We start from the raw sequence: 14,993 nt of genomic DNA, 5'->3' as shown, positions 1-14,993 counted from the left end.
TAGGAGAACAATGAAAGTAAGTATTTTATTTGCTAGTTTACGCAATAACAGTAACACAAAATTATTATTACAACCATTTATAACAGAGTTGCAAAATAACAATGTAGAGGTAGATTTTTTAACCATAAAGGATATGCACATCGAGCCATGTACTGCATGTTGGCGATGTCAGGATATCTTTGACAAACCTGGCTGTCCTAAAAAAGATGATATGCATCTTATTTATAGCTCTGTATTAGAGTCTGACTGCATTGTGTTTGCTTCACCTATTTACTCATGGTACTGTACCCCACCACTTAAAGCAGTTATGGATAGGTTGGTATATGGTATGAATAAATACTATGGCGAAGAGCCAGGACCTTGTTTATGGAAAAACAAAAAGTTGGCTTTGGTAACAACCTGTGGTTATGAAATAGAAGAGGGAGCAGGGGTATTCGAAGAGGGAGTAAAACGCTACGCTAAACACTCTAATTTGCACTACTTAGGAATGTTAGCAGTGCAAGACTTAGATAGTAAAACAACTTTTACAAATGATAAAGCAGTTGCATTGGCAAAAAACTATGCCTATAAAGTAATTGAATCGCTAAAATAAAAAAAACTGTACACTGCTTTAAGCAAGTGTACAGTTTTTTTATTTACTGTGAACTTATATAACGATTTGTTTTAGCAGTAGTTTTACTTTACGAACGCTGGGGACGGGTGATTTTGTTCGGATAACGAACAAAATCACCCGTCCCCAGCGTTCGTTTCCCTTTCAGTTATGCTAAATTACATAAAATAAGTAATTACAAAAAACGCTTGACAAATTCTCAACTACAAATTAAACTAAAAACATGATATATGTAAATAACATATATATGTATAAAGCATATATATGTATAAAGCAGTTGAGCAATCAAGAAAGGCAAGTGATGTAAATGAATGGCTCAATTCTGTATGGCATAGCAGTCATATTGCTAATAATATCTTTGGTAAAAAGCCGTGAAAAAACCAAAAAAGCTTTAGTTAAAGCAGGCAAATCTGCCTTAAAGTTAGCACCAACCTTAATACCAATGATGATTATGATGGGTGCAATATTAGCTATTGTTAATGCCCAATTTATTTCAAGAGTTTTCGGAAGTGGGTCAGGGGTTTATGGCGTAATATTAGGTTTAATATTAGGGGCTGTTGCTTTTGTACCGAGTTTTGTTGCGTTTCCTTTGGGTGCCAATTTACTGCAGTATGGTGCAGGATACCCACAAGTTGCAGGCTTTATCTCTACCCTAATGGCTGTAGGAGTTATTAGTTTTGGAGTAGAGAGTAAGTATTTTGGGGTTCGGACTTCAATTATTCGTAACTTACTTGGTTTATTTGCTTCAATAGTATTTGTAATTTTAGTATGGGGGTTAATGTAATGAAAATTCTTAAAAAATACAAATGGACTCTTCTAACATCTTTAGTTATTTTAGTTATGTATTTAGTTAATCAACAAAAAGGCCTAATGGCTTTTAACTTATCTATTAGTAATGTTAAAACTGTATTAACTTTATTGCCTCCTATTTTTGTGATTATCGGTTTAATAGACGTTTGGGTGCCCCGTGAAACTATGATTAAATACATGGGTGACAAGTCTGGTTTATTCGGAGGAATTATAGCTGTTTTTATGGGAGCCATAGGGGCTGGACCTCTTTATGTAGCTTTTCCAGTAGCAGCTTTATTACTTAAAAAAGGTGCTCGCTTATCTTATGTATTTTTATTTGTCAGTACTTGGTCGAGTATGAAGTTACCAATAATTATGTATGAATGGGCTTCTTTGGGAGGTAGATTTACTATTATTCATATACTAAGTAGTTTAACAGTGTATGTAACAGGTAGTTTGTTAATGGAACGTTTATTATGTAATAAAACAAAGACTGAAATATATGCTAAAATAGAAGCAGCTTAAAGTATTACTGTAGTGAGAGGGTTAAAAATGAAAAAACATAAAAGAGGTAGGCATGCTCCTGCATTTGTATTATTAATACTGGCTAAAAAGCCTGCCTATGGCTTAGAAATTCTAAATAAGCTAAATAATATATGTACTGAAAATACTATAGATAGTGCTGCAATTTATAGAGCTTTAAAGGCCTTAGAAAACGATAAAAGACTTACTTCGCAATGGATAGAGAGTGAAAGTGGTGCCCCAAAAAAAGTATATAGTATAACTGCTTTAGGTATAGAACTTTTAGCGGAGTATAAAGAAGATATTGTGGCTTGTATAAATAATTTAAATAGTTTTATTTGTTTGTATGATGAACTTAAATTAAATTAACTAGCTTTAAAATAAAACAATATTTTTTACTATTACAAATTGAAATGTAACACTTTAGTTAGATAGCTTTAACACTAATAATTTTTGAAGAATATCCATAAAGAACTCATTTTTGTGTTCTTATGTTTAATTTTAGTAATTTTATCTTAGATATAAACATAAAAAAGCCACTTTAAGTGGCTTTTTTATAAATAAATATAAAAAATATGAGTGCATAACTGTCTTATGCAAGGCAGCCATATATATAATATAACATGTATATGGCACAGAAGCTATATTATTTGTCGTATAAGTTAAGTTTTTATAGTCTCTACCTAAATATTAAGATGTTACTCTTTTTATACTACCATTTCAGTCATAACTTGCCATAATATAGTATATTAAGTTATTATAAATACTAAGATAGTTAAGTTTCTTTAACTAACATACACATATAATAATTATAAGTGATTTATATATAGCTGTGTTTTTTTAGGGAGGTTATAGCTTTTTGCTTAAAATAAAGAAATGTAAATGGCAGATAATTGGGTTATCTATAGTTATATTTTTATTTACGATTAGTTATTTTTTAATAACCTTAAAAGGGTTTAATTTTTATGGAATATACGATAAACATTTGGCTACTTATGATGAGTTTAAAAGCGATAGTGAAAGATATGCTGCAGACTTAGAGTTTTTATATCAGGAAATTAAAAATAACTATGTTAACCTTAAATATAAAGAAGAACTATTTAATTTTAGCTGGCAGCAATTGTATGAAGAGGCTATTAATGAATTAAAAAATATAAAAACAGAAGCAGATTTTTATGAGTTAGCTTGCCAAATGTTATATAAACTACGTGATGGTCACTCTTCTTTTAACGTTTTAGTAGAATATCCTTATAACTTTAATTACTCAATCACTAGTTTATTTAAAGTAAGATACATAGAAAATAGACCGATTATAGTTGCGGCCTCACCTCACTATACCTTAAGTAGCAATAGTGTATTGGGTAAAGAAATAATCTCTATCGATGGTATCAACTTTAATAAAATTGTAGATAACATAAACGAAAAGTATGGTAGATTTGAGGATAAAACATTGGGTCGATCTGATATCGCAGTATTGGGGACTTTTTGGCGGTATTTTTATGAAGATAATTACAAATTACCAAAGACATTAAATATTGAACTAAGAGAATTTAATGGTAGTAAAAGCATATGGCAATTAGACACAACTAAACAATATAATAAGGTACCTCTTAATAATATTCAAGGTGTTAATTTTGGAGTATTTAAATCTCAACTACCCTCCTATAGAAAAATTAATCAAGACATAGCCTATATAAAAATCCCAACCTTCATAAGTGAAAGAAGATTTATCCGAAGAAGATTCGAAGACATAGTTAAAGAGCTTAAAAAAGATAAGATAAAAGCTGTTGTAATAGATATAAGGCATAATAGGGGAGGTAACAGCAGTTTTAGAGATGTACTAAGCTTTTTAGTAACCGAAACTATTGATATTGCTTACTACCGATTGCGAAAATCTGAGCGATTTTTAGATATGTATTATTTTAGAGAAATATATGAAAATATGCGAAGTAGAACAGTTAAAGTTTTTGCTGAAAAAGGTTATAGCAAATGGTGGGCGTGGTCAGTTAAACCCAATGATGAGCAGTATTTAACTTCAATACCTGTTGCACTTTTGGTTAATGAACGTATTTTTAGTTCTGCTTCATTTTTTGCAAAAGCTTGTTTAGATTACGATTTAGCTACAGTTATAGGTAATACAATACCCTTGTCGGGATATGGCTTGCCAACCTCCATAGCTTTACCTAGTGGTAAATATGCGGTAACCTATGGTTTTTTTGAAACTAGAGATATAAATTATAAACATTTAGAGAACACCTATAGCTCTATAGATCTTTATGTAAACTTAAAACTAAGCGATGTTTTACAAGAAAAAGATAGCCAACTAGAGGCTGCAATATGTTTTCTTAATGAAAAAATTAAGTAAATCTAGTATACTAGATTCACACAGACAAATTAATTGAGGAGATGTTAATGAATAAGAATATAAAGGTTTTATTAGTTATAATTTTTCTTACTGTTTTAGTGGGTACTTTTGTTTTTAACCCAATGATGAAATGGTTATTTAGTGGTTTTAATCAAAACAATATTTACAATAACGATAAAATTATTGCTGGTTCAGCAGACTCCTATAGCTACCTTAGTAGGCAAGGTCAAGTTAAAGATAATGTTGCTGAACTAAGCTTTCAACTAACAGGGGTAGATACTATTTGGAGTTTTTCTACAACAGAAAGCAAAAACATGACTTTGCATTATGATATAAAAATAAAACAAGGCCAGTTTAAAGTGGTACTTGTAAATGCCAATAAAGAGGTTATTACTCTACTAGAAGAAGAGGGTAAAGATTCTATAGATTTTAGTTTAGAGCCAGGTAAAAACGTAATAAAAATTGTTGGTAAAAAGGCTTTGGTTGAACTATATCTTAAGACAAATGAGTAAAAAACAGGGTTCACTTTTCAGTGAACCCTGTTTTTATTCTTCATTAATATCTGTATCTTTGGCTATCTCTTCAACTTTTAGGGGCTCAAATGACTTTAAGATAATTAACTTAACCTTAAATAAATCACCATCTATCACAATATTAAACTTACCATGTTGTAATTCTATCAGGCTTTTAGCTATGTTTAGGCCTAAGCCACTGCCTTCACTTGTTCTTGATTCTTCTCCTCTTGTAAAGCGTTGCACTAATTCGTTAGCATCTAAATTAAGCTCGTATTTAGAAACATTTTTAATTATTAACTCAACAGTTTGACTATTTTCTTTTATATCTATATAAACCCGTGAGTTTGGCATAGCATACTTAAAAGTATTAGACATTAAGTTTTCAATTACTCTCCAAAGCAATCTACCATCGGCACTCACCAGTATTTTATCTTTTTTATAATTCAACCTAAAGTCTAAGCCTGAGTCATTAATTTTATCCTCTAGCTCACCCATACCTTGTTTCACCAATGAAATAATATCAATAGTTTCTAGCTCAACTGGAATATTACCTGTCGAGGCTTTAGAGGCCTCAAATAAATCATCGGTAAGATTCTTTAAGCGTAAAGATTTGCTCTCTAAAACCTCAAGATATTTTTCAAAGTTTTCTGAATTAAGACCCTCTTTTTTTAGCAAATCAATATACGTAATAATTGAGGTAAGTGGTGTTCTAATATCATGAGAAACATTAGTTATTAACTCAGTTTTTAGGCGTTCACTTTTTAACTCACTATTAATGGCAGTTTTAAGTCCTTGGCTAATATTGTTAATATCATTAGCAATTTCAGCATAAACGCCATTACCTCTTGTCTTTATAACATAATCGAGTTCACCATCTTTAACCTGCTTTATTCCATTGACAATATTCTTTAGATTATTAGCATTATTGGGGGTTGGTAACATTTTAAATGCTATTGGAAAACTATTTAGTATCATTTTTATTAACTCTATTGCTTTTGAGGTTATAAAGTAAACACCTAAAAAGTTTAAAAAGGATTTATTCTTAATATGTTTTGCTACAGCCAATGATAAACCTAGAACTAGGGTAATTAAGCCAGCTAAATACGAAAACATAAGAACATACTCTGTTTTGGAGCCTAAGTTTAAATAACATGCCTCATTACATATTCCTGCAAAAACTAATGTTATAACAATACAATGTAGTTCAAAGAAAATTTTATCATACAAGTTTAAATGTATTTTATCATCATAAAAACGTTTACCACTTACAATAAACAAATAAATTAACAGTACTAAAAAAATTGCCATTTTCCAAGCAATATTTCTATATAAACCTGTGGTAGCCCCTCTATCATTATCCCAATCATTAGTATAAGCTCGTAGATAATTTTCATCAAAGCTAACGTAAAGTTTATCTTTACGGTTAAAGTCGGAGAGATATCTATATTGATATACTGTATATCTACTTATACTTATATTTGAATATGAGTCATTATTTTCATAGTAAAAATAAATTGGCTTCGTTTTTAAGCTTGATATAGATAGCTTTGCATTATTTGTGTACTCTATACCATTATATAACATATAAAAGTTTATATTTTCAAGCTCCTTCACCTCAACAAGGGCGTTATTAAAATATTCTAAGTGCTCAGCAATTAATTCTTTTTGGGCTTCTTCTATTTCAGTAGCTCGTTCTTTAATAAATAACTGCTTTAATTCAGATTGACTTGAATTTGAGTATTTATCTGAATCAGACTTAGATAATTCATCTTTATATTTATCAAATAAATCTCGGGTCTCAGTATTATATTCAAATATATCTGGTAGTGTATTACCCTGCTTTATATATTCTTCACTTCTATATTTTTTTAAGGGGTATACTATATGGTGTATTTTTGACATTACTTCAGACTTAAACTGAGAAGTCTCTAGTAAGTTTTTATTAATCAGTGCCTCCGGGTAACCTATATCTTTTACAACTTGTATTGTATTTATAATACTGCTTGTTAATAAAACAATAACAAGAATAAAGGCAATTGTTTTTAATAAAGGGTTGTAAAAAATTTTTTTAGCAAGCATGTAACTCGCACCTCCAAAAAATTAATTAAGATAAGTTATTTAACTATGTCTTAATTAATTTATAATTAATACTTTTCAACTTTGTAACCAACACCCCAAACCACCTTAAGATATTTAGGGTTTTTAGAGTTAATCTCAATTTTTTGACGAATTCTTCTAATATGCACTGCTACTGTGTTTTCGGGATTAAGAGCTGGTTCATTCCAAACATTTTCATAGATTTGGTCTATTGAATACACTCTTCCAGCATTTTTCACTAATAGCTTTAAAATATTGTACTCTATAGGAGTTAACTTAATTTCATCACCGTCAAGAGTAACTTGTTTGCTATTATCATCAATAATTAAGCCTCCATTAATAAACTTATTAGTATTAGGAGTCATTGCACCAAGATTAGTATAGCGTCTAAGCTGAGATTTAACTCTGGCCAGGAGCTCTAAGGGATTAAAGGGTTTAGTTATATAATCATCAGCCCCCATATTTAATCCCATGATTTTATCAATATCTTCAGCTTTGGCAGATACCATTATAATAGGAACATTTTTTGTTTCACGAATTCTAGTGGTGGCTTGAATACCATCTAGTTTTGGCATCATTATATCCATAATAATTAATTGAATATCTTCTGTTTCCAGAGCCTTTATCGCTTCATAACCATTGTAGGTTTTAATTACGTTGTAACCATCATTTTTAAGATAAATTGATATTGCCTCAACAATTTCCTTATCGTCATCGCATACCAAAATATTCATTAACAATCACCTCTAGAGTTTTTATGTCCATATTATAACACTACCATAATCTTTAATGTAATTTTATTGTAGCAACTACTTATTACAAAAAAGATTAACAAATCATTAAGACTTTCTTAAAGAGTAATGTATTAATTTTTAAGGTAATAAATTAACCTAGTTAAACAACATTATCTTTGAAAGTATTATTGACAAAATACTTAGATAAATAATATACTTAGTATTACTAAGTACTAAGGAGTGCTAATGTGAATAAAATAGATAAACAGCTAAAAAAGGGTGTACTGGATATACTCATATTATCTTTACTTAGTAAAAATGAAAGTCTCTATGGCTACAAAATAATAAAAATACTAACTGCCAAAAGTAATGAATTTTTTAGCTTAAAAGAGGGGTCATTGTATCCAGTTTTATATAGGTTAGAGGACAAAGGTTTAATTGAAAATGAAATAATATATCAGCAAACTAAACGCTCTGTTCCTCGTAAGTATTATTCAATTACTAAGTTAGGCCTAGAAACCTATCAAGAATATTTAAGGTCTTGGCAGGACTTTGTTTTTGCAACAAATCAAGTGTTAGAGGGGTAGGGGTTATAAATGTATAATAAAGATAAAATATATATCAATAAAGTTCTATCACATATTAATTGTTCAAAAAAACTAAAGAATCGTATAAAAGAAGATTTATTAATATCTCTTGCTGAAAAGAGAGAGTATAGCTTTAACAGAAGTGCAGAAGATCTGTTAGGTAATCCTTACGAGGTTGCTTTAGAGTTTATTGAAAATCTTAATTTAAAAGAAAATAAGCTAATGGGTTATGAATATATTTCAAATACTAAAGTATTTGGTATTCCTTTGGTTCATGTAAATACCAAAAACCGTAGAGTTGCCAAGGGCATAGTTGCTATTGGTAATATTGCAGTTGGCTTAATAAGTATAGGTGGATTTTCTTTTGGCTTACTTAGCATAGGCGGTTTGCCTTTAGGGATAATAGCTATGGGAGGAATATCTTTAGGTATTATCGGTGCATTTGGTGGAATAGCACTATCTTTGGGTTTTGCCATAGGTGGTGTCGCATTCTCTTACTTAATAGCCGTTGGTGGTTGTGCTATTGCCAAGGTATTTGCAGTTGGAGGTGTTGCTTTAGCAGATATGACTATAGGTGCTGAGATTAAAGGAATAGTAGGATTTTATAACCAAAATGGTACAGGTATGTATATGTATGAATACAGCAAGCTAAATTGGCAAAATATCATAAATGTTTTTAGATATAGCATTAATTCAGCTAAACATGGGGTACCATACTTACATGATTTTGTATTACAGATATTAACAAAGCTTTTTATATAACATAAATAAGGGGTAGTACAAAAAGTATTGTAGCAACCCCTTATAGCTTGCATTTAATTATATGTGTTATTGTTTATTAAATTAGATTTTTTTGTATTGTATATTGCTCTTACAACGATAGTAAGTACCACAATGGTTCCACCCATAAGGGCATTTAAGGTAAGTTTTTCACCAGAAAAAATAAATACCCAAATAGGATTAAGAATAGGCTCAATCACAGTTATTAAAATGGCCTCTACTGCTGTTACATGTTGAACCGCAATGCTGTAAACTACATAAGAGATACCTAACTGAAAAATACCTAACACCATTAAATTAATAATATCACCATAACTAAAGTTTGCTTTTATAACAAATATAAAACAAGTTATAAAGGTTAAACTGTTGCCTAAAAAAGTAGTAGTAATTGCAGAGTCACTTCCTGTGAGTTTAAAGCATATTACCACACTAGCCAGTGCTACTCCACTTAAAACAGCTAGGCTATTACCTAAAACTTGAGTAAATGATAAATTCTCAATAAAGAAAATGGTTAAGCCACTTATTACTAAAATAATAGCTACTAAATCTTGTTTTTTAATATCTTCATTTAGAAAATACTTAGCTAAAATAGCAACCCAAATAGGTGCAGAAAATTGCAATAATATAGCATTAGCAGCAGAGGTTAGTTTATTGGCAATTACATATAAAACAACCATTAACATATACAACAATGCTCCTACTAAATTATTTTTAGTAGGGTAGGTCTTTATTTTTTGTTTATGCAAATAAATAAAAATTACACATGCGGCTATACCACTACGGGTTCCCGCTATTACAAAGGCATTTTGATTTATGTTTTTAATTAAAATACCACCTGTACTCCATAATACAGCAGCGATAATAAGCATTATTAAAGCTTTTTTTCTAGCCACGTCATTATACCCCTGTTAAAATGGTAGCTATTTCATCACATAAAGCCAATATTTGTTGTTTAGTAATTAATAGAGTAGGATAAAACCTCAAAATATTCTCAGTGGGGTGGTAGCCAACTAAAAAGCCTCTTTTAAGTAACTCTTTATACATTAAGCTGGCTAAATTTTCTTTATTTAACTCTAAGGCTAACATTAATCCCCTTCCTCTTACACCCCTAATTTGTTTACTATTAATAGTTTGTAGACTTTTTATAAAAAACTGACTTAGCTCTTGAGATTTTTTTAATAGCTCTTGCTTTTTAAACTGACTAATCACTTGGCAAGCAATTCTACAACCTAAAGGGTCATTTTGGTGTGATTGAGCATAGGTAAATTTTTTATTTTCTACCTCAAAAGCAGTGTTTTTGTCCATAACTACGGCACTTATGGGGTAGCCATTACCTAAAGCTTTGCCCATTGCAATAATATTAGGTTTTATGTTGTAGTGATTGTAACCAAACCACATGCCAGTTCTTCCAAAGCCAGTAGTTACTTCATTTATAACAAGTAAACCTCCGTTATTTTGAACTTGATGTACTAAAAATTCTACAAGCTTGTTGTTTGGTAAAATCACTTTTCCTGAGGTATTACCTGGCTCGAATACAAAGGCAGCAATTTTACTAAAATCTATGTTCTTTACTACAGGGCAATTAAGACATTTATAGTGTTTGTTACAGCTATTACAGTGTCTAAAATCTATTTCGGTAAATATTTTTTGAGATCTAGGCATACTCATATGACTATATGCTGATAAATAAGAATTATTAAAGCTTAATAGCTTTGACTTGTTAGTAACTAATTTAGCCAGTGTAATCGCCATTTCTACTGCCTCACTACCCGAGCTTAAAAAAGTGGCTTTACCATGGTTAAGACCAGTAATTTCAGTTAACAAATTAGCCAGTTTTTCAGCCCAAGGACTTACAAGACGAGTGTTTAAATGACTTACCTTTGTTATTTGATCTGCAATAACTGAGTTAATTGCCTCATTATTATGACCTAAAGCAGTACACCAAATTCCAGCTTCAAAGTCTATAATTTTTTTATTGTTACTAGTTGTTAATACTGCTTGGGTGGCCTCAATAATATCAATATCTAATATTCCGTGGCATTTTAAAATATGTTGTTTGTTATTCATTTTTATTCCTCCTAGTTTGCTTTTATAATTATTATATGGCTTAATAAAGACAGGACACCTTTTAAAATTTAGTTCTGTACGGGTACAGGTAGATAGTAGTGGTAAGTCTATTTTTGATTTTATATATATTAGAGGAGTTTTTAGATGAAATATGAGCAAATAGTTAGAGATATTAAAAACTTAATTTTAAACAGTAAGCTCAATGCTGGAGACAAATTGCCTTCTATTAGACATATGGCAACTAAATACACTTGCAATAAGGACACGGTGATTAGAGCCTATAAAGAATTAGAACTAAATCACTATCTTTATTCAATACCTAAAAGTGGCTATTACGTAGTAGATAGCCTCACCAAGAATAACAAGAGTAATAGTCAGTTAATTGACTTTAAAACAACCCTGCCAGATTCCCGTTTATTACCCTATAAAGAGTTTAACCATAGCATTACTAAAGCCATAGCTGTTTATAAACAAGAGCTTTTTACCTACGGAGAGGTAAAAGGCTTAATGCAACTTAGAGAAATTGTTCAAAATTTACTTTGGCAAAATAATATATATAGCAAAACAGAAAACATTTTTATAACCTCTGGAGTACAGCAGGCCCTCAACATTCTAATGAATATGCCAATTAACAATAAATATAATATTTTAGTGGAACAACCAACATATAATTTAATGCAGCGAATTGCAGAGTTAGGTAAAGGTCAAGTTTATGGCATTAAAAGAGACAAACAGGGCATAGATATGGCTGAGCTAAAATATCACTTTGCCAATAATAATATTAAATTTTTTTACACCATACCTCGCTTTCATAACCCCTTAGGTAGTTCTTACACAGACAAGCAAAAACAGCAAATAGTTGAACTTGCCAATATCTATAATGTATATATTGTTGAAGATGATTACTTAGGAGATTTAGCTACTAGTAACAATAATCTTACTTTGTTTAACTACGATACAGGTGAAAAGGTAATATACCTAAAAAGTTTCTCTAAATCATTTATGCCAGGTTTACGAATAGGTGCTATTATTTTACCAACAAAGCTACAAACAAGCTTTACTAAATACAAAAAATATGATGATATAAACACCTCTATTTTAGCCCAAGGTGGCTTGGCTATTTTTATTAAAAGTGGTATGTTTAACAATCATTTATTAAAAATTCGGTCTGAATACAAAAGCAAAATGAACTATGCTAATGCCTGTTTAAAAACTAACTTAGTACCGGGTTTAGATTTTATAAAGGCTGAAACTGGGTTTTTTGTGTGGCTAACGTTGCCAAAAAAAATAAATGTAAACAAATTAGAGTTAAGGCTTCTTAACAAAAATATTTTAATAAGTTCAGCTAAGAACTTTTATGCTAAACAAAAGAGTGTACAAAATAGCTTAAGATTATGTATCTCAGCTTTATCAAAACAGCAAATAAAACAGGGTGTGTTCACAATACTTAATGAAATAAAATATATGAACAAATGATCTAAAATTTATTTTAACAATGTAGAGGCTTTATGGTATATTGGGTTAGTAAAATAAAATACTTTAGGGGGACCAACACATGAAATTCGAACACATTGGAATAAAGGTATTAAATCTACCCGAGTCAATTAAGTTTTATACTCAGGTATTGGATTGCTCAGTAATAAATAAATTACAAAAACAAGAAACCCAATTAGTGTTTTTAGATGCTCATGGAGTAACAATTGAGTTAATTTATAAACCTAAAAATAGCTTAAGAACTATTGGTCCAGTAGAACATTTAGCATTTAAAGTGGATAATTTTGAAAAAAAAGTACAGGAACTTAAAGATTTAAATATAAAATTTGATGGACCAGCCCGCAATACAGAGATTGGTAAAATAATATTTTTTAGAGGACCAAACAACGAACGTATTGAAATTTTAGGGCTTTAAAACTAAAGAAATAGGTATAAATATGAATCTAGTAGCGATTGAAAACTTAAGTAAAAGCTATCTCGATAAAGAGTTATTCAGTATGATTACATTTGGCATAGTTAGTGCTGATAAAATAGGTTTGATTGGGGTAAATGGAGTAGGAAAATCTACCCTATTAAAAATTATTGCAGGTAAAGAACAAGCTAACTCTGGCAAAATTACTAAAAGAAAAGAAACTACCATTAAGTATTTAGCTCAAAACCCAAATTTAGACAATGATCTTACAGTTTTAGAGCAAATATTTAATTGTAACGAGCCATTATTTGAATTAGTTAAAAGGTACGAGTTAGCAAACATAAAGACAATAGAAAACCCTAGCGATGAAAAACTGCAAAATACATTAATGAAGTTAATTTCCGAAATGGATAATAAACACGCTTGGCAATTAGAGAATGAAGCTAAAAGCATCTTAACCAAGCTAGGAATTTACGACTTTAATAAAAAAATAGGAACACTATCTGGTGGACAAAAAAAGCGAGTAGCTTTAGCGGAGGCTTTAATTCAACCTTCTCAACTATTAATATTAGACGAGCCGACCAATCATATAGATAACGAAACTATTGAATGGCTAGAAAAATACCTTCTAGAGCGTAAAGGTGCCTTATTAATGGTAACCCATGATCGTTATTTTTTGGATAGAGTAACAAATAGAATTTTAGAGCTTGATAGAAGCAAAATTTACTCATATGAGGGTAATTACTCTGTTTTTGTTGAAAAAAAGGCAGAAAGAGAATTAGAGTTACTGGCAACACAAAGCAAAAAGCGAAATATTTTTAGGCAAGAATTAGCTTGGATGAGGCGGGGTGCTAGGGCACGAAGCACTAAACAAAAAGCCAGAATAGCTAGATTTAATGAATTAAAAGAAGACCTAAACAGCTACGAGAATAAAAACGATTTGAGCATTAATGTAGGGGTGAGCCGTTTAGGTAAAAAGGTTATTGAAATAAATAATATTAGTAAAAGTTATGACAATAAAACTGTAATCAAAGACTTTACATGTTCCATACACCCTAACGACAGAATTGGTATTGTTGGTGTTAACGGAGCAGGCAAATCAACCTTATTGAATCTGATATCAACTAGTATACAGCCGGATAGTGGTAGTATTGAGTATGGCTCTACAGTAAAATTAAGTTATTATAAACAGGATTATCAGCAAATAGATCCCAAGAAAAGAGCAATAGACTATATAAAAGAAGTTGCAGAGGTTATGAGTACTGAAGATGGTAACTTTATAACTGCCTCACAAATGTTAGAGTTATTTTTATTTACTGCGAGTATGCAATACTGCCCTATCAGTAAATTATCTGGTGGTGAGCGAAAAAGACTTTATTTATTACGAGAGTTAATGAAATGCCCTAATGTTTTATTATTAGATGAGCCGACTAATGATTTAGATATTCAAACATTAACTATTTTAGAGCAGTATATAACAGCCTTTAAGGGTGTTATTATTGCGGTCTCACATGATAGATACTTTTTAGATAAAATTGCCAATAAAATATTTTCTTTTAATAATAGTGCACAAGTTAAGCAATTTTTTGGAGGTTATGCCGAGTATTTAAAATTAACCAGCAATATAGAAGTTAAAACAGCTAAAGAAACAAAAAAAACTGAAAATAATAAGAAATATAAAAAAGAACCAAATTTAAAATTTACCTATAAAGAAAAACAAGAATATGAAGAAATAGAAAATAAAATTGAAAACACAGAGCTGCAAATTCAAGATATTAATAATCAAATAAATACAGCAGGAGATAATTATACCCTACTTCAAGAGTTAGCAGATAAGCTAACAACGCAAGAGAATCAACTAGATCAGTTGATGATTAGGTGGGAATATTTAACCGATTTAGCAGAGAAAATTAATAATAATAATAAGTAACGTATATAAGTATGTACAAATATAAAAAAACCTTATATAGTCCCAATCTGCCACATAGCTGACACACAATAAAGCTATATTAAGACAAGAT

At 30.3% G+C, this 14,993-nt stretch carries 15 protein-coding genes; 11 read left to right on the top strand and 4 right to left on the bottom strand.

Annotated elements, in window-relative coordinates:
- The first annotated feature begins 10 nt into the window (after positions 1-10).
- The 6 genes from IMX26_RS07750 to IMX26_RS07725 all read left to right on the top strand — a co-directional run bounded on the left by IMX26_RS07750 (position 11) and on the right by IMX26_RS07725 (position 4,798).
- Positions 11-592 (top strand): flavodoxin family protein, encoded by a 582-nt coding sequence (locus tag IMX26_RS07750; RefSeq protein ID WP_195161099.1) that lies wholly within the window; start codon positions 11-13, stop codon positions 590-592.
- A gap of 325 nt (positions 593-917) precedes the next feature.
- Complete coding sequence (locus tag IMX26_RS07745) at positions 918-1,394, top strand: permease (protein ID WP_195161098.1); 477 nt, start codon at positions 918-920, stop codon at positions 1,392-1,394.
- Positions 1,394-1,924 carry a permease gene (locus tag IMX26_RS07740; protein WP_195161097.1) on the top strand — a complete coding sequence of 177 codons (531 nt, stop codon included), beginning with the start codon at positions 1,394-1,396 and terminating at the stop codon, positions 1,922-1,924. Before IMX26_RS07745 ends, IMX26_RS07740 begins: the two co-directional genes overlap by 1 nt.
- A gap of 27 nt (positions 1,925-1,951) precedes the next feature.
- A complete protein-coding gene (locus IMX26_RS07735) occupies positions 1,952-2,290 on the top strand; it encodes a PadR family transcriptional regulator (protein ID WP_195161096.1) in 339 nt (112 codons plus the stop codon).
- A gap of 490 nt (positions 2,291-2,780) precedes the next feature.
- Complete coding sequence (locus tag IMX26_RS07730; protein WP_195161095.1) at positions 2,781-4,286, top strand: S41 family peptidase; 1,506 nt, start codon at positions 2,781-2,783, stop codon at positions 4,284-4,286.
- A gap of 47 nt (positions 4,287-4,333) precedes the next feature.
- Positions 4,334-4,798: a hypothetical protein gene (locus IMX26_RS07725; RefSeq protein ID WP_195161094.1), complete on the top strand. Its 465-nt coding sequence runs from the start codon at positions 4,334-4,336 to the stop codon at positions 4,796-4,798.
- A 33-nt stretch (positions 4,799-4,831) separates the two neighbouring features.
- On the opposite strand, the gene IMX26_RS07720 is transcribed toward IMX26_RS07725, so the two are convergent.
- Entirely contained in the window at positions 4,832-6,880 is a 2,049-nt protein-coding gene (locus IMX26_RS07720; protein ID WP_195161093.1) for a HAMP domain-containing sensor histidine kinase, read from the bottom strand.
- Positions 6,881-6,945: 65 nt separating this feature from the next.
- Positions 6,946-7,632 (bottom strand): response regulator transcription factor, encoded by a 687-nt coding sequence (locus IMX26_RS07715; RefSeq protein ID WP_195161092.1) that lies wholly within the window; start codon positions 7,630-7,632, stop codon positions 6,946-6,948.
- A gap of 248 nt (positions 7,633-7,880) precedes the next feature.
- Between IMX26_RS07715 and IMX26_RS07710 the strand changes: the two genes are divergently transcribed.
- Together IMX26_RS07710 and IMX26_RS07705 are read left to right on the top strand one after the other, a co-directional pair.
- Positions 7,881-8,219, top strand: coding sequence for a helix-turn-helix transcriptional regulator (locus IMX26_RS07710; RefSeq protein WP_195161091.1), 339 nt, complete (start codon positions 7,881-7,883; stop codon positions 8,217-8,219).
- Positions 8,220-8,228: 9 nt separating this feature from the next.
- Positions 8,229-8,981: a hypothetical protein gene (locus IMX26_RS07705; protein ID WP_195161090.1), complete on the top strand. Its 753-nt coding sequence runs from the start codon at positions 8,229-8,231 to the stop codon at positions 8,979-8,981.
- A 53-nt stretch (positions 8,982-9,034) separates the two neighbouring features.
- Here IMX26_RS07705 and IMX26_RS07700 read toward each other — a convergent pair whose 3' ends face one another.
- Together IMX26_RS07700 and IMX26_RS07695 are read right to left on the bottom strand one after the other, a co-directional pair.
- Entirely contained in the window at positions 9,035-9,892 is an 858-nt protein-coding gene (locus IMX26_RS07700) for a DMT family transporter (protein WP_195161089.1), read from the bottom strand.
- Between the two features lie 4 nt (positions 9,893-9,896).
- Positions 9,897-11,066, bottom strand: a complete 1,170-nt coding sequence (locus IMX26_RS07695; protein WP_195161088.1) for an aminotransferase class III-fold pyridoxal phosphate-dependent enzyme — start codon at positions 11,064-11,066, stop codon at positions 9,897-9,899.
- Positions 11,067-11,210: 144 nt separating this feature from the next.
- On the opposite strand from IMX26_RS07695, the gene IMX26_RS07690 reads away from it, so the two are divergent.
- The 3 genes from IMX26_RS07690 to IMX26_RS07680 all read left to right on the top strand — a co-directional run bounded on the left by IMX26_RS07690 (position 11,211) and on the right by IMX26_RS07680 (position 14,902).
- Positions 11,211-12,542: a PLP-dependent aminotransferase family protein gene (locus tag IMX26_RS07690; protein ID WP_195161087.1), complete on the top strand. Its 1,332-nt coding sequence runs from the start codon at positions 11,211-11,213 to the stop codon at positions 12,540-12,542.
- Between the two features lie 79 nt (positions 12,543-12,621).
- Positions 12,622-12,975, top strand: a complete 354-nt coding sequence (locus IMX26_RS07685) for a VOC family protein (RefSeq protein WP_195161086.1) — start codon at positions 12,622-12,624, stop codon at positions 12,973-12,975.
- Between the two features lie 22 nt (positions 12,976-12,997).
- Positions 12,998-14,902: an ABC-F family ATP-binding cassette domain-containing protein gene (locus IMX26_RS07680; RefSeq protein ID WP_195161085.1), complete on the top strand. Its 1,905-nt coding sequence runs from the start codon at positions 12,998-13,000 to the stop codon at positions 14,900-14,902.
- The last annotated feature ends 91 nt before the right edge of the window (positions 14,903-14,993 follow it).

The sequence above is a fragment of the Clostridium sp. 'deep sea' genome, assembly GCF_014931565.1.
Classification (GTDB): domain Bacteria; phylum Bacillota; class UBA994; order PWPR01; family PWPR01.
This window is presented reverse-complemented; position numbering and strand designations above follow the sequence as displayed.

What these genes read in the sequence shown, in the direction of transcription:
- IMX26_RS07750 (WP_195161099.1), top strand. Translation starts at nt 11, where the DNA reads ATGAAAGTAAGTATTTTATTTGCTAGTTTACGCAATAACAGTAACACA.
- IMX26_RS07745 (WP_195161098.1), top strand. Translation starts at nt 918, where the DNA reads ATGAATGGCTCAATTCTGTATGGCATAGCAGTCATATTGCTAATAATA.
- IMX26_RS07740 (WP_195161097.1), top strand. Translation starts at nt 1,394, where the DNA reads ATGAAAATTCTTAAAAAATACAAATGGACTCTTCTAACATCTTTAGTT.
- IMX26_RS07735 (WP_195161096.1), top strand. Translation starts at nt 1,952, where the DNA reads ATGAAAAAACATAAAAGAGGTAGGCATGCTCCTGCATTTGTATTATTA.
- IMX26_RS07725 (WP_195161094.1), top strand. Translation starts at nt 4,334, where the DNA reads ATGAATAAGAATATAAAGGTTTTATTAGTTATAATTTTTCTTACTGTT.
- IMX26_RS07720 (WP_195161093.1), bottom strand. Translation starts at nt 6,880, where the DNA reads ATGCTTGCTAAAAAAATTTTTTACAACCCTTTATTAAAAACAATTGCC.
- IMX26_RS07715 (WP_195161092.1), bottom strand. Translation starts at nt 7,632, where the DNA reads ATGAATATTTTGGTATGCGATGACGATAAGGAAATTGTTGAGGCAATA.
- IMX26_RS07705 (WP_195161090.1), top strand. Translation starts at nt 8,229, where the DNA reads ATGTATAATAAAGATAAAATATATATCAATAAAGTTCTATCACATATT.
- IMX26_RS07695 (WP_195161088.1), bottom strand. Translation starts at nt 11,066, where the DNA reads ATGAATAACAAACAACATATTTTAAAATGCCACGGAATATTAGATATT.
- IMX26_RS07690 (WP_195161087.1), top strand. Translation starts at nt 11,211, where the DNA reads ATGAAATATGAGCAAATAGTTAGAGATATTAAAAACTTAATTTTAAAC.
- IMX26_RS07685 (WP_195161086.1), top strand. Translation starts at nt 12,622, where the DNA reads ATGAAATTCGAACACATTGGAATAAAGGTATTAAATCTACCCGAGTCA.
- IMX26_RS07680 (WP_195161085.1), top strand. Translation starts at nt 12,998, where the DNA reads ATGAATCTAGTAGCGATTGAAAACTTAAGTAAAAGCTATCTCGATAAA.